Source organism: Proteinivorax tanatarense (genome assembly GCF_040267685.1).
GTDB lineage: Bacteria > Bacillota > Proteinivoracia > Proteinivoracales > Proteinivoracaceae > Proteinivorax > Proteinivorax tanatarense.
Window position 1 is genome coordinate 2,464,025 of the sequence record NZ_CP158367.1, and the last position, 14,818, is coordinate 2,478,842.

General features: G+C 34.0%; 13 protein-coding genes. All 13 read right to left on the reverse strand.

Features of this window, described 5'->3' with window-relative positions:
- Nucleotides 1-83: 83 nt before the first annotated feature.
- The 13 genes from PRVXT_RS12130 to PRVXT_RS12190 all read right to left on the reverse strand — a co-directional run bounded on the left by PRVXT_RS12130 (nucleotide 84) and on the right by PRVXT_RS12190 (nucleotide 14,790).
- On the reverse strand, nucleotides 84-1,355 hold the full coding sequence (locus PRVXT_RS12130) for a hypothetical protein (RefSeq protein WP_350343132.1): 1,272 nt from the start codon (nucleotides 1,353-1,355) through the stop codon (nucleotides 84-86).
- A gap of 13 nt (nucleotides 1,356-1,368) precedes the next feature.
- Nucleotides 1,369-2,619, reverse strand: a complete 1,251-nt coding sequence (locus PRVXT_RS12135) for an ABC transporter permease subunit (protein WP_350343133.1) — start codon at nucleotides 2,617-2,619, stop codon at nucleotides 1,369-1,371.
- The gene (locus PRVXT_RS12140) at nucleotides 2,620-3,486 is read right to left on the reverse strand and encodes an ABC transporter ATP-binding protein (RefSeq protein WP_350343134.1); all 867 of its coding nucleotides are present in this window, start codon (nucleotides 3,484-3,486) and stop codon (nucleotides 2,620-2,622) included.
- Nucleotides 3,477-4,226, reverse strand: a complete 750-nt coding sequence (locus tag PRVXT_RS12145) for a hypothetical protein (protein WP_350343135.1) — start codon at nucleotides 4,224-4,226, stop codon at nucleotides 3,477-3,479. Before PRVXT_RS12145 ends, PRVXT_RS12140 begins: the two co-directional genes overlap by 10 nt.
- On the reverse strand, nucleotides 4,216-4,764 hold the full coding sequence (locus PRVXT_RS12150; protein WP_350345158.1) for an RNA polymerase sigma factor: 549 nt from the start codon (nucleotides 4,762-4,764) through the stop codon (nucleotides 4,216-4,218). Before PRVXT_RS12150 ends, PRVXT_RS12145 begins: the two co-directional genes overlap by 11 nt.
- Nucleotides 4,765-5,002: 238 nt before the next feature.
- The gene (locus PRVXT_RS12155) at nucleotides 5,003-5,920 is read right to left on the reverse strand and encodes a cation diffusion facilitator family transporter (protein ID WP_350343136.1); all 918 of its coding nucleotides are present in this window, start codon (nucleotides 5,918-5,920) and stop codon (nucleotides 5,003-5,005) included.
- Between the two features lie 100 nt (nucleotides 5,921-6,020).
- On the reverse strand, nucleotides 6,021-7,610 hold the full coding sequence (locus tag PRVXT_RS12160; protein ID WP_350343137.1) for an aspartate:alanine exchanger family transporter: 1,590 nt from the start codon (nucleotides 7,608-7,610) through the stop codon (nucleotides 6,021-6,023).
- A 315-nt stretch (nucleotides 7,611-7,925) separates the two neighbouring features.
- Nucleotides 7,926-9,161 (reverse strand): tyrosine--tRNA ligase, encoded by a 1,236-nt coding sequence (gene tyrS / locus PRVXT_RS12165; protein WP_350343138.1) that lies wholly within the window; start codon nucleotides 9,159-9,161, stop codon nucleotides 7,926-7,928.
- A 240-nt stretch (nucleotides 9,162-9,401) separates the two neighbouring features.
- On the reverse strand, nucleotides 9,402-9,932 hold the full coding sequence (locus PRVXT_RS12170; RefSeq protein WP_350343139.1) for a TetR/AcrR family transcriptional regulator C-terminal domain-containing protein: 531 nt from the start codon (nucleotides 9,930-9,932) through the stop codon (nucleotides 9,402-9,404).
- A gap of 67 nt (nucleotides 9,933-9,999) precedes the next feature.
- Entirely contained in the window at nucleotides 10,000-10,158 is a 159-nt protein-coding gene (locus tag PRVXT_RS12175) for a hypothetical protein (protein ID WP_350343140.1), read from the reverse strand.
- A gap of 259 nt (nucleotides 10,159-10,417) precedes the next feature.
- Complete coding sequence (locus PRVXT_RS12180) at nucleotides 10,418-10,981, reverse strand: hypothetical protein (protein ID WP_350343141.1); 564 nt, start codon at nucleotides 10,979-10,981, stop codon at nucleotides 10,418-10,420.
- Between the two features lie 369 nt (nucleotides 10,982-11,350).
- A complete protein-coding gene (locus PRVXT_RS12185) occupies nucleotides 11,351-13,069 on the reverse strand; it encodes an ABC transporter ATP-binding protein (RefSeq protein ID WP_350343142.1) in 1,719 nt (572 codons plus the stop codon).
- A complete protein-coding gene (locus PRVXT_RS12190) occupies nucleotides 13,069-14,790 on the reverse strand; it encodes an ABC transporter ATP-binding protein (RefSeq protein ID WP_350343143.1) in 1,722 nt (573 codons plus the stop codon). Before PRVXT_RS12190 ends, PRVXT_RS12185 begins: the two co-directional genes overlap by 1 nt.
- Nucleotides 14,791-14,818: the final 28 nt, after the last annotated feature.

Below are 14,818 nucleotides of genomic sequence, written 5' to 3' on the forward strand. Positions count from 1 at the left end.
TTCTCTTTAAGTATTTTTTGAAATACTTGTAATATTTGTAAATCATGTTTTTTCTGTTAACTAAGTTTACATCTATCACAACTTTAGTTCTCCACTTGATATCTTTTGAAACTATAATATCCATAAATAAGCATAAGTATCGAAGAAATAACAGAGAAAACAACTATAACTATTGGCAGCATAACCACATTCCCAAAGAGATAAAAAGCCTCAAAGTTTTTAAAATGATGCACACCAATTAAAACATTTGAAGGTGAAAACAAGAGTACCATACTTACTATACCATCGGCACTTTCTATTCCATCAACAAGTAACCAGTTAAAAGTTATAGGAAGTAATAGCACAATGCCAGATACAACTAAAGAAGTAAATGTTTTTTTTATTTTTGCTGAAATAAGTAGTATTGTTGACACAAAAAATATCAAACCTAAAAAACTCATAGCCAGCACAAAAAAGTAACTACTTAAGTAAGTAAATGGATAAGGGCTTGGATTTTGGACCCAGTTTTGAAGAAAAGATTTTGAACCTTCTAATCCAAATAAGACCGCAATCATAATAAAATTTATCAATTGAATAAACACCCAGGCTGAAACAGCTATTACAAAAGATATGATAATTTTTGCAGCAATTATCCTATTCTTCCCATATTTTGTAGTCAAAATCAAAGAATCGGTCTTTTTCCAATATTCTTGTGAGAAAATTGGAGACAAAGCTACTACCAGGAAAACGCCAATGGTATAGGGCAACACCGTCTGCATAGCATGAAGTCTTGACCATCCCCAGCTATAATCATAATAAACCACATGTTTATTGCTTAAATAGCCATACATCTCCTCTGCTTTTAAAGCCAGAGCCTCTCCTTTTTGTCCTTGATAAGTCTCCCGATAATATTCTGCTGTCTCATTTCCTTTTTTATCAGCCCTGTGATAAAAATTACCTGATACTTCTGGTTCCTCTAAGCGCTGGAGTTCTCGACTCTCTAAAACCTCTTCTTTCACAAAGAAAAAAATATTTGATTCAGCTTCTTCCCTGGAAAAACCCCTATCAACTAATTCATCTATCTTAGCTTCCTTCTCTTTATCACTTATTTGGTTTGCTGGATCGTACAGTATTGATTCTTTTTGATATTTGATGTTTTGTATCCAATCATCATCAATATACCCTGCAAATTCTGTTCTATCCTCTTTAATTCGTTCAACCTCTTGTTTGCTGTATTTCAAACCATAAGTTGGTTCACCTGGAAATGTTCCGTAAAAAATCATTAAAAAATTATATATTATTACTAAAGCCAGCACTCCTATAACCATAGGTCTTTTTAGCACTTTTTTCATTTCATACCCTATTAGTTTTTTCAAAACATCCCCTCCGTCAATTTTCCACTTCACGTTTTAAAAAAGTGTTATATACGTTAAATATAAGATAAATAGATACTAATATAGCTACAAATGGCACTACCAGTTGCATTAAAACCACATTTCCTGCAATATAATAAGCATTAAAATTTTGCAAATGACCTGAGCCAACTAATATCCAAGCTGGTAAAAAGAATAAGCCTTCCCTTATAATGCCACCAATTAATCCGTCAATCTCAAAAGAAGATATAATGTTGGATAGTAATAGTACTATACTACTTATGGTTAGAGTCACAAATGGACTTTTACTTTTTACTGATATAAAAGTAGGCACACTGATAAAAAGCATTACACCCGTTAAGCTTATAAAGCTTACTGCTAGAAAATGGGTTCTTTGTGTAAAGGCGAAGGGGCTGAAATTAAACACCCAGTCCTGCACAAAACTTTGCCCGCCTTGTAAAGTAAATATCAATGATATCAACAGTAGATTTAAAAAGTTAATGAGCAACCAACATCCTAACCCTACTAAAAAAGCAGCTAAAATTTTTCCATAAATCAGCTTGCTTTTCCCATATTTTGTAGTCAATAAAATACTATCAGTTTTTTGGTAATATTCCCCGGAAAATATGGGAGACAGTGCAACAATTAAAAATAACCCTATAGTATATGGCATTAAATTTTGCATATTAATCAATTTTTGCCATCCTAAGTTATAATCATAATAGGCTGTATAGTCGTTAGCTAAGTTACCGTACATTTCTTCCGCTTTAGCAGCTAGACTTTCACCTTTATTTCCTGTGTAAGCTAAACGATAATGTTTTCCTTGCATATCTGAAAAAAACTGTGCATTATCATAAAACCCAGAAGCATACTCTGCGTCTAGTAGGGCGATGTACTGATGACTATTCAAAATCTCCGGCTTTAAAAATGCGGTGTTCTCCAAGTTATCAACATACTGCCTTGAGTAACCCCTTTCTAAGTACTCATTCCGCACCTGTTCTTTTTCTTTCTTGGAAAGTAAGTTGCTAGGGTTCTCCCTCACAGAGTATAAAGTACTTTGAATGTAGTTAGTCCATTCTTCATTTATATCTCCTGCGTATTTTCCTTGTTCCCTCCTTGTCATTTCGAGATCTTGTTGTTGGACTAAACCACCTTCAGAATTTATAAATATAGCTACGTAGTTAACACTGAGAATTAGCAAAAGTAATACTAGCACTATAGGCCTGTTAAGGAGTTTCTTGACCTCAAACTTAATCATAGTTAACATCTACGCTTCTCCCCTGAAATGAAATAGATATAAATCTTCAAGGCTTGGCGATACATTAACAGCTGTTTTTTCTGGACATTCTTCTGACACAATTCTAAGCTCCACCGTATCACCGCTATGTTTAAGGTTGCTAACAATATATTTGCTGTTATAACTTTCTACATCTTTAGGCGATACTTTCAAGTTCCACACAAAGTTATCAATGGAACTACAAATGCTATCTGCCTTTGCCTCCTGAAACAGCTTTCCATGTTTCACAATAAAAATTTTGTCCGCAATGTATTCAACGTCAGAAACAATATGGGTGGATAGCAGAACAATCTTTCCTAAAGAATTATCACTAATTATGTTGCGAAACTTAGTTCTTTCCTTAGGATCAAGCCCTACGGTAGGCTCATCTAGAATTAATATTTTGGGGTCATTAATTAAAGATTGAGCTATTCCAAGCCTTTGACGCATGCCTCCAGAGTAGGTTTTTATTTTTTGTTTTCTAACATCATAAAGTCCCACAGTGTTTAATAAATATTTACACCTTTCCACCGCAGTCAACTTAGGCAACCCCTTTAATGAAGATAAGTAAATCATAAAATCCCAACCGGTAAAATCAGGGTAATATCCAAAGTTTTGGGGTAAATATCCTAATAGTTCACGGTAAGCCTCATCCAAAGTTGAGATGCTTATTCCATCAAGTAAGACTTCTCCTGATGTTGGGCGCAAGATGTCACACATCATCCTCATTAAAGTGGTTTTCCCAGATCCATTAGCGCCCAATAATCCATTTACCCCTTCACCAAATGTGGTGGAAAAACCATCCACTGCTATTTTATCTCCATACTGTTTTGTAAGTTTTTTTATCTTTAATTCCATTGAAGTTGTACCTCCTTTTTCTTTAATAATTTGAGGCAATAAAAGAGTTCTCCTAGCATAAACGCTGAAGATAAAACAAATAAAATAATCCACATAGCCTCAGTTACCACAAGAAAAAAACTTAGCTCTGTAATCAGTTTCATCAAAACTATCAAACAGAGGGAAATACTCAGATATATGACCGATGAACGGATTTTTAGCAAGTGAAAAATTAGCAAATGTATACCTGTAATAATATTAAAGGGTACTAAGCCGTAAATAATCAATTGGGTAAAAGGAATACTGTATTGAACCGACAGATAGGTAACCATTAAAGATAGAACAAGTAGGTTAACACTGCCTATAATAAAAAGACGGGCCGCTATAAGCTTTGCCATGTTATTTTTGCAAACCTCTTCAAGTTCCCCCATGCCGTAAATCGCTCCCTTAATTAACTCTGGACCTGCAAAAAAAGCAAGCATAGGTGTTAACGTAAATAACATTCTTTGAAGATCAACATTGGGTTCAGTTACATTGATTGTAGATAATGTCAGCATAATAATAAAAGTTATCTGGGTTAACCAAAGATAGGGAGAGATATATCCTAGTTGTTCTTTAACTAAAACATTAATTGGAGTTTTTGTTGGCACTATTTTTTTCATATCTTTTTGTCCTAGTTGTATAGTCCTTAAGATATCTTTTCTTTTTCCTTGAGGAACGCGATACTGTTGAAGCAATTCTTTAAAATCTTTATTCTTCAAGGTAATCCTCCTCACTAAGTAATTTTTTTAATTTCTTCTTTCCTTGTTTTAAGCGAGATTTTACAGTTGACAATTTTACCCCAGTTATATTTGAAATATCTTTTATCTTCATATCGTGATAATAATAAAGAATAATAACATCTTTTTGAGTGTCAGGAAGGGTGTCAATTTTACCTTTTATGTTTATGGCCTGCTCATTGTGGATAACTTGTTCTATAGGCTGAGGGCTATCATCAGCTTTCTGTAGAGCATCAATATCTTCATAACTATACTTATTTTTTTTGTAATAATCATTACAAGTATTAACTGCTATTGTAAATAAAAAGTTTTTAAATTTACCTGTAAACTTATAGCTATAAATAGCCTTAATTAGCTTTAGAAAAATATCCTGCGTTAAGTCTGTAGCCACTACCTTATTACCTGTCCTTCTAATACAATAGCTAAATATATTTTGGTAGTGTTTTTGTACTAAAGTTTCAAAAGCTTGTTTATCTCCTGCTTTTATTTTCCTAATTAATAGATAGTCCTGTATAGTGATAGCCTCCTTTCATCTACCAAACACTCTACATCTATATTAACTTAAATTCACCTAAAAAAGTTTTAAATATGTAAAAAATCTTTTGTAAATTCACCTTTGAATAATTACCAAAACTAAAAAAGGCATAAAAATGGGTTGCCCCAGAATTAATCTAAGACAACCATACTATTTGTTTAATTTTAAAATTGAACGTTAATCAATGGTACTATTACATCCAGTTAAGGTGCGATAAAATTTCCTAAAGTGCCCATTTCCGTTCTTTAGTAAAAGCAATGGTAATCCATTTATCAGGTGCTAAAGGGTCAACAAATTGAAAAATTTCTTCTCGAATTTTATCTTGGTCTTCAATTGTTTTTACTTTTGATTGATCATTAACAATAAAGTCTATTTCTATCCAAAGCATTTTTCTGCCTTTAGAAACCCTTAAAAATGATTCATCTAAATTATATCTTTCTTCTATGCTCAAAACCATTTCATCTAACTGTCTACTTAGTTCACCTTCTGGTGCACTAGCTAGTATTTCTTTAAAAGACTTTTTTATTTCCTCTATTGGAATCTTTATAAAGTATAAACAAACCAATATCACTATTATTGGATCCACATATGGAATAAGAAAATCAAGTTTAGCTACTTTACTCATTCCAAACGCAAGGACAAAGGCAGCTAAAACACCGGCACTTGCATAAGTATCCATAAGCCATTGATTTGATTCTGCTTCAATTAAGGTGGAATCAGATCTTTTTGATTGCTTTTCTAATCTTTTATAAATAGCAAAACATATAATTGTGCTTATCAGAGAGTATAGAGTCCCTAAATCAACGTTAATATCTCTTCCCCCTGTAAAAACTGCATATAAAGCAAATATAAAAGACAAAGAAACCATAATAGCAATTACAACATACTTAACCATAATAACCAATGGCTCCACAATAGCTTTTCCAAAAGGATACTTTCTCCAATCATTTTTTGAAGCAAATCTTGCTGCATATAAAGATAATGTTGATAATCCAATGCTTAGCGAAGAATATAATCCATCAAAAATAATCATTTGTGATTTTGCTAACAGGCCTAAAACTACTCCCATTACCGAAAAGAATACGCCTGCATATACTGATTCTAAAAGTAATTGTTTATCTTTATTTTTATCTGCACTCATTATATAACCCTCTCTAACTTAAATAACTATTACAAGAAATTAACTGTTTTTTATTTGTTTTGTTTATAGTATGTCTTAAAAAATCCATTTCATTGCTTGCTTACAAAAGTAAAACCAATACCTGGGCCATTATAGCCACAAAAATAAGGGCAAATGGGTATGCAGCAGCGTAGGCGATGGCGGGATCTTCTGACTCCACCAAACTATTTAACGCCCCTAATCCAGGGGTACTTGTCATACCACCACACATTGCACCAAGTGAGTGAATCATGCTGAGACCGTAGATTTTTTTCCCAAGAAGAAAACCAAACACAAGAGGAACCACAGTAATAACAGCTCCAGCAAACAGTAGTCGTACTCCCTCTTGCTGAATAATGTCTACAACCCCTGCTCCCGCTGTAGTTCCTGCACCAGCAAGAAACATTGCAAGCCCTATATCACCAATAACTTGATTAGAAGGTTGAAAAAACCTTGCTCTAATTGGCCCGATCTTACCAAAGTGTCCTATAACAAGAGCCACAAACAGTGGCCCTCCAGCAATTCCTAAAGTAATTGCTCCAAGGCCTGGAAGATATATAGGGGTCATGCCTACTAAAAGACCTACAAATAAAATTAAACTAAAAGAAAAGAGGTGAATGTTAGTTACTTCCAGGTGCCTCCTACTAAAAAGCTGCTCTGCTTCGTTAAGCCGATCTTCACAACTGACAACTGTAAGAATGTCTCCCTGTTCTAATCGCCAACCAGCATTCTGATTAAATTCAAAACCACTGCGTTCTATTCTAGTAACGGTAACTCCATACTTGCGCCGAAGAGCAAGCTCCCGTAAACTTTTCCCCACCACTTCTTCTGATTCTACAGTAATTCGACGCACTTTAACATTGTCATGATTGGCAAAGTTAGTAGTGACTTTTTCACCAATTTCATTACATAACTGTTCAAGATCCTTTTGATTTCCCACTGCTACTAAGCGATCACCCTTTAGGATAACAGTATCACTTAAACCAACTATTGTTCTATTACCACGAATAACACGGCTCAAAACCACAGAGGTTCCCTCAGCAAGGCGAAGTTCTTTTAATGTCTTTTTGTGGAGATAATCTTTAGTTACTTCGATAGTCATAACTTCTGGGGTTAAGCTCCGTTTAATAGGATTCGCTTTACCAGTTAAATCCTGCATCAAATCAATCTTTAAAATTTTTGGAAGCAGTTGAACAAACAGAACAACCGCTAATACTCCAAAGGGGTAAGCAATACCATATCCAACAGAGGCAATTGGATCCCCAGTTGCTTCAAGGGCCGCCGCTAAACCTGGAGTACTGGTTAAAGCACCCGTCATTATTCCTATGCTTAGGGCGGCGGGCAATTCCATAACTGTTGATACGACAAAGGTTGTTATACCAGCAACAACTATAATGGATATACTAACAACACCAAAAACTACTCCAGAGGTGCGAAGCATTCGAAAGAAGCGAGGACCTGCCTGCAAGCCTACCGTTACAATAAATAAACTTAAACCTAAATTCTGGATAATTGTAGATACTTCATACCCTAAGTGTCCAAACACCATTCCCACAAATAAAACTCCACTTGAGCCAAGACCCACACCTTTTATGGATAACTGCCCAACTAGTGACCCAATAACCATAATTAAAAATAATAGTATCAGTGGTTCATTTAATAATTCAGCCAAATCAATCTCTCCTAATGCTTTTTATTTTACCGTTATTTTAGTATAAGTGCGTGCAATAAAACGACTCCGGATAAATTTCCGGAGTTAACAGGTTTAATATTAAGTAAGTTCTGCCAATGTGCTGACAGAACTTTATTTGTACCAATACTTTTGGCGACACTTTTTTAGCACTTCACGTTTTTTATACCCTGTTAATTTTATTATACCATTTATTATATGTTTAACAAGGTGGGCCTTCAATCAATGTTTTTTCCATTTCAGTTGTTATAATAGAGCCTTAAATCCAGTAATCTGCCATACTCTCACCTTTATTCATTAAGAGTAGTTGGTCTCATAATAAGCCTTATGATAAGTTTTTTTGCCTTTTCGTATCTTTACACCAGTTTTTAATTGTTCCAAAGTAATAGTACATTTAATAGAGTTAACTTTAGCATCATTAATAAATAATCCTCCTTGATATATTAATCGTCTAGCTTCACTTTTAGAAGATGTTATGCCACATTGAACAATTAAATCAATGATACCTATTACATCTCCATCTAAACTATCATCCATAATTTCTGTGGTAGGTATCAGCGAATCATCCTTTCCAGCTGAAAATAGAGCATGAGAAGCATTTTTAGCATTATAGGCCTCTTGTCGTCCGTGAATCATGCTAGTAAGTTCATAGGCTAATACCTCCTTGGCCTTATTTAAATTTTTCCCTGTCCATTTTTCCATTGATTTGATTTCATCAAGAGGTAAAAAAGTAAGCATTCGTAAGCACTTAATTACATCAGTATCAGCAATATTTCTCCAATACTGGAAAAATTTAAAAGGAGAGGTTTTGTTAGGATCAAGCCAGACAGCCCCCTTAGCAGTTTTGCCCATCTTGTTACCTTCAGAGTTTGTTAGTAGTGTGATGGTCATAGCACACGTGTCTTTGCCTAGCTTACGGCGGATTAACTCTCTACCACCTAACATATTTGACCACTGATCATTTCCACCAATCTGCATATTACACCGATAATTTTTGAATAGATAATAAAAGTCATAAGATTGCATAATCATATAATTTAGCTCTAAAAACGACAGTCCCTTTTCCAATCTTTGCTTATAACACTCCGCCCTTAACATGTTGTTTACCGAGAAGTTAGCCCCTACTTCACGGAGCATTTCAACGTAGCTAATATTTAAAAGCCAATGAGCATTATTAACCATTATAGCCTTGTCTTGACCAAAATCAATAAACTTCTCCATCTGCTTTTTGAAACAATCGCAGTTATGTTGAATTGTTTCAGATGTCATTACAGAACGCAAGTCTGTCCGTCCCGACGGATCACCAATATATCCTGTGCCTCCACCTACAAGAGCAACCGGCTTATTTCCCGCCATTTGTAAACGTTTCATAAGGCATAATGCCATAAAATGGCCCACATGCAACGAGTCTGCTGTTGGATCAAACCCAATATAAAAAATCGCATCACCTTTATTAATAAGCTCTTTAACTTTTTCTTGATCTGTGACTTGAGCTATTAAACCACGCTCCATTAGTTCATCGAAAATTTCCATAACAGTACTCCTTTCAAAGTTAATTTATACCCTCCTAAAATATACTAGGGTAATAAGTTTACTTAGTTGCCAGTCTCTCTATTTACTTTAATAGTAAAGTGAAATACCACACCATACTATTGTTAATAACCCCAACTATTCCTAGCTTTTTTGTAATTAGGATGCTTTAAATTTTAGCCTGAAAAACAAAGCAAGTAAAGTCACAAAATGCTACATGTGTGACTTTACTTGCTTTTCTCCTTAATCAATATATCTTAAAATATCATTTGGTAAAGTTTGTTTTATTAACTGAACTAGTTGTTCTTTATCTATTTTCATACCGTTAACTAGCCATTGACTGATCATATCTGTCCCACCACGACAAGCTATTTCGATAGCAAATTTCATTGTATCATCATTAATATCGGCACCTTTACTTTTCAAATACTTTTGATATGTTTTTTTAGTGACAGCTATGTCATAATTGCGAAGGCCATTAATATCTCTGCTTTTATATGCATTTTGTAGTATAATGCTTTTCCCCTGATAAATGTCAAGATAGCGTAACAATGCCTCTTCCCAAGATAAATCTTCAGTAATACGGTCAAAGCTTTTGCTATAAATTTGAATAAAATACCAACTTGCTAGAGCGTATTTGTCTTTAAAATGACGGTAAAAAGTTTTTCTTGAAAGTGACGAATCAGCCACTATCTCACTGACCCGTATATCATCAAGATTCTTTTTTTGTAGTAGCTTTTCAAGAGATTTTGCTAGCCTGTTCTTTGTATTCATAATGATCTCTCCGTAAATATTATTGAGCAATAATCAAATAATAGGTCTAAATCGCTTGGACTTATATTTATTGTTTCTTACACCTAGGATCTTCTATGTCTTTAATATTCATATCCGTTAGCGGCTTTATGAATTTTTTATATCGTTCTTTTTTAAACTGCTTTAACTCATCTTGATTCAATCCCCTTACTGCTTCTTCTAGTGTTACTTTTTTAATACCTTTCATTAATCATCATCCTCTCATTTTTTACTTTAAATGTAAAAATCCTTCCTAACAATAGTTAAGAAGGGTTATAATTAAATATTTCACCTCCTTATCGTTGTTAGCTGTACCACCTTGCTTTGTCACAGGTTGGTGTAGGGTCATTGAGCTAACTCTCTACCCTAACTCTTGATAGTTTTGGTTATTTTTTTTACAATTTTGTTAAAATGTTAACGCAAAAATTCACCTTTGTCAAACATAAATTTAGCCAAAGTAAATCGCTTTACTTTTCAACTTCTTTTAAAACCCTAGTTAGTAAATGAGGGTGATATTTTCTCACATTATCTAATTGTTCTTTGCCAAACTTCTTTGTCCAGTAAATTACGCTCTCCACCAAATCTGAATCATCCTCTGGAATCCCATCAATTTTTTCTGGATACCCCACAATTTTTATTTGCGACTTCTCATCCAAGTCTAACAGAAAATCTTTGGAGTCACTAACAAAAATTTCTTCATTAGGCTCTATTGCTTCATCTGCTACAACTTCTTCTATCCATCTAGTTTTATTTTCTTTAAACTTTTCTCCTGGCAGAACATAGATTGAACCTGATTTCCCAGAATATCTATACTCAAAAGCTCCTTCAAATCTTTCACACACATAAATCATCCCTGTTTGTCTATCACGACCAATTGCGCAAGTAAAGTCACCACCTACACCACTCAAAAATAATGCACTAATGCCAATCTCTTTAGTTGCATAAACATATTCAGCACCATGGGTGCTTTTATTTGGCTTAATCAATTTTAGCCCACTAATTTCTGAGCAATGATATACTGATTGCAACATTTGAGCCCCTCCATTTATAGAATTAAAAAAACTCACAACGCCTGATATGACAACGTTTTTTTAGCACCTAATGGGAGTGTTGTTCTGAGCTTAAGGCGAATAGCCTTAAATTGCTTTAATTTTTGCTAGTGTTCTTATACTACATTTGCCAAGAAATCTCCTCTTTATTGATCGAATTTTTTATATCCTTTTTTCTATGATATCCAACAAAAATAGCTAAAACCCTATCAAAAGATTTTAGCTAATACGTACCTTTCTTTAAAGTTTAAACTTAATCAGCGAGACTTTTTATTGGCTACTGATTAATCACTAGGATTCCTTTGATCAACTTACATTTTTTATGTTAACTGTAATTATAAATTGGAGTTTTCAACCAGATAATTTGCTATAAAGTCCAGTATAAACTCCAGCTCTTGTTAGCAGTTCGTCATGGTTACCTCTTTCTATTATTTGCCCATGCTCCACCACTAAAATACTGTCTGAATTTTTGATTGTAGATAACCTGTGAGCTATAATTACAGTTGTTTTATTTTGCATAAGGTTGCTAAAAGCATTTTGAACTAATTTTTCTGATTCATTATCTAAAGAGGAGGTAGCTTCATCAAGTAGCAATATTGGAGCATCTTTGACTATAGCTCTAGCTATTGCTATCCTTTGTTTTTGACCACCAGACAAAAATATCCCCCTTTCACCCACCATTGTATCATAGCCATTTTCAAGGCTTGAAATAAAGTCATGGGCGTTTGCTGCTTTTGCCGCTGCAAAAATTTCGCAATCTGATGCATCTTTTTTGCCATATGATATGTTCTCTTTGACAGTACCGTTAAAAAGATATGGATCTTGAGGTACATATGCCATCAAGCTGCGAAGGCTGTCGATTGAGTAGTCATGGCCCATTTCGCCAAAATAAGATATGCTTCCATCTTGTGGTTGGTATAATCCGAGTAACAGCTTAAATATAGTGCTTTTCCCTCCACCACTAGGTCCTACTATAGCTACAGTTCCACCCTCTCTTACTTCAAAGGAGATATTATTTAAAACAGTATCTGTGCAGTTATATGAAAAACTAACATTTTCTACTGCTATAGCATTATTATTATTTAAGGCCGGCATCTTTTTGAAATGGGTAGGTTCTTCCTCCATTTCTAACAATTCATTTACCCTGTCAAGTCCGGCAAAAGATTCTTGAACTTGATTTAAAAACTCTCCTAAGCTTTGAAAAAATATCCTAACACCATGTTGTAGCTGGTTAATAGCTAACACTTGACCAAAAGTAAAGTCTCCCTTTTCCTTCATTATAAAAATACTGGCTATAGCTATAAAACCGATAGCAGAAAAGGTCCTTAAAAAACTATTTAACCCACGCATAACAGCACTAATTTCAACTCTTTTTGATACAGCTTTATAAACAGATTTGTTCTTTTGCTCATACCTTCTAGCCATTTTATTTTTCAAGTTATATAGTTTTATAACTGAAGCTCCAGTAATTATATCAGAGATAGCTGTAGTTGTAGAAGATAACTTTTTTTGTACTTTATCACTACTTTCTTTCATAGGGTTAATAAATAAACTGCTAATACCAAGTGTTATAAGGTTCCAGGTTAAAAGACCTAAGGCAAGTTTCCAGTTTAATATGAACATATATGTTATACACGCTATTCCGACTAAAAATGTACCAGTTATATTAAGAAGATATTCTGTTAAAGATTTTTCCAAAACTTGAATGTCATTTGTCACTCTAGATATAAAGTCGCCACTATGACCTTGGCTATGATTTTGAATAGATATTTTAAGCATTTTATTAAATGCTTTAGCTCTTAAAAAACTAATAGCTTTTATAGAGGAAACTCTGATTAAAATATGTCCTATCAAAACAAGTATTGTAAGAAAAAAAGTCAAGGCTATTAATCCGTAAACTGCGTTTAAAACTAAACTTATGTCCTGTGCTATAATACCATCAAAAATGACTAAATATATAGTTGCTATAAAAATTTGATTTAAATTCAACATAGATATACAAACAAGCCCAATAGAATACCTTAATCTATTTCCCTTTAACAAACTATATAAATTTTTAATTCCCTGCACTAAGCCACCCCTCCTTTTCTACTATCAAACTGCTTGTGATACAGATTATGGTAAACCCCTTTCTTATTCAGAAGTTCTTTATGGTTTCCTTCTTCAACTATATTGCCTTTGTCTAGCACCAATATTCTATCAGCGTTGATTATTGTGGAGAGTCTATGAGCAATTACTATGCTCGTGCTTCCTATCAACACATTGTCCAATGCCTTTTGCACTAGCGCTTCTGATTCTGTGTCTAAAGAAGAAGTAGCTTCATCTAAAAGTAGAAGATCTGGCTCCTTTAAAAGAGCTCTAGCTATAGCTAACCTTTGCTTTTGTCCACCTGAGTAATTATCCCCCTTTTCTTCTACCACAGTATCATATCCGTTCGGTTGCTTTTTAATGAACTCATGGGCATTTGCTATAGTAGCAGCTTTTATTAACTGCGTTTCAGTACAATTTTCACAAACCATGGTTAAGTTTTCTCGTATTGTAGTGGGAAAAAGAAAAGTTTCTTGGCTAACAGTAGATATATTAGACCTTAACTTATCCAAATTCCAGCTTTCAATATCTTTTTCAAACATATCAATTTTTCCTTGATAGTTTGTGTAAAAGCCAGTTAAGAGCTTAAATATTGTAGACTTCCCGCTGCCACTAGAACCTACTAAAGCCACAGTTTCACCTTTTTTTACTTTAAAACTTAAGTTTTTTAAGACAGAGTTATCATCATAACCAAAAGTTAAGTTTTTCACTTCAACTAATGTCGATGCATCTTTAACATCAAATGATTCGCCATTCTTTCTTTCATCTTCTTCATTTAACAAATCATAAATTCTTTTAAGACCCTGCATGGATGCTTTGTAGCTACCATAATGACTCGGAAGTTGGGCAAGGGGAAAAGTCAGGTTGTTTAATAGATTGATAAATGCCAACAACTCTCCAGGAGTTAAGGAACCTCTAACTGTTAAATAACCTCCTAAACCAAAAGTTACAACAAAGGGCAAAAATGATATACCCACAGTAAAACTTTCTAAAACAGCCCTTTTTTTCGCTAATTCTATTCCTCTATTCATAGAGGTTTCTACTTGTTTACTAAACTTATCTCTCATAAGATCTTCTAGGTTAAATGCTTTAACTATAGATATTCCACCTAAAATATCTTGAGTGGTATTGTTCATATTAGATAGTTCATCTTGCTGCTCTTTACTAAACTTAGAAATAGGCTTACCTAAAAAGAAAGTTGTACTGAATAATAGAGGTAGCACCGCTATACTGATTATTGTAAGCTGCCAGTTTAAATAAAGAAGATAAACAAAGGAGACTAGCGCCAATAGCGGCCTAGATACTAGCAAATAAGCATCATGATTGAGAAACTGACTAACCATTTGAAGATCATTTGTAAGCTTTGACATGCTATCTCCAGAGTGCATTTTATCTAGCTTATATTGTGGAAGGGCTAGCAATTTTTGCGTCCCCTCTTTTCTCAGGGTGTAAGTTATAGCTTCACTTATTTTGCCAACGGACAGGGTTTGGCCGCTTATACACAATGCCAAAAATACTGCAGTTAAAACTAAAATTCCAAGGTATAGATAAAAAGAATCTTGAGCTTGCATTAAAGAGCTGTCTATTAAGACTTTTAAAGATTGGGCCATTGCTAACGTAAAAATCAATTCTCCAATTAAACACATACCCGCTAAAAAATAATACCCTTTTAAGTTAGGCAATCTACTTATCAGTTTCTTCAATTCAATCCACCCCTCACCTTTTTAACAT

Bases quoted from the DNA above. Each gene is read 5' to 3' on its own strand.
- PRVXT_RS12180 (WP_350343141.1), bottom strand. From the start codon at position 10,981: ATGTTGCAATCAGTATATCATTGCTCAGAAATTAGTGGGCTAAAATTG.
- tyrS (WP_350343138.1), bottom strand. From the start codon at position 9,161: ATGGAAATTTTCGATGAACTAATGGAGCGTGGTTTAATAGCTCAAGTC.
- PRVXT_RS12170 (WP_350343139.1), bottom strand. From the start codon at position 9,932: ATGAATACAAAGAACAGGCTAGCAAAATCTCTTGAAAAGCTACTACAA.
- PRVXT_RS12175 (WP_350343140.1), bottom strand. From the start codon at position 10,158: ATGAAAGGTATTAAAAAAGTAACACTAGAAGAAGCAGTAAGGGGATTG.
- PRVXT_RS12155 (WP_350343136.1), bottom strand. From the start codon at position 5,920: ATGAGTGCAGATAAAAATAAAGATAAACAATTACTTTTAGAATCAGTA.
- PRVXT_RS12135 (WP_350343133.1), bottom strand. From the start codon at position 2,619: ATGTTAACTATGATTAAGTTTGAGGTCAAGAAACTCCTTAACAGGCCT.
- PRVXT_RS12140 (WP_350343134.1), bottom strand. From the start codon at position 3,486: ATGGAATTAAAGATAAAAAAACTTACAAAACAGTATGGAGATAAAATA.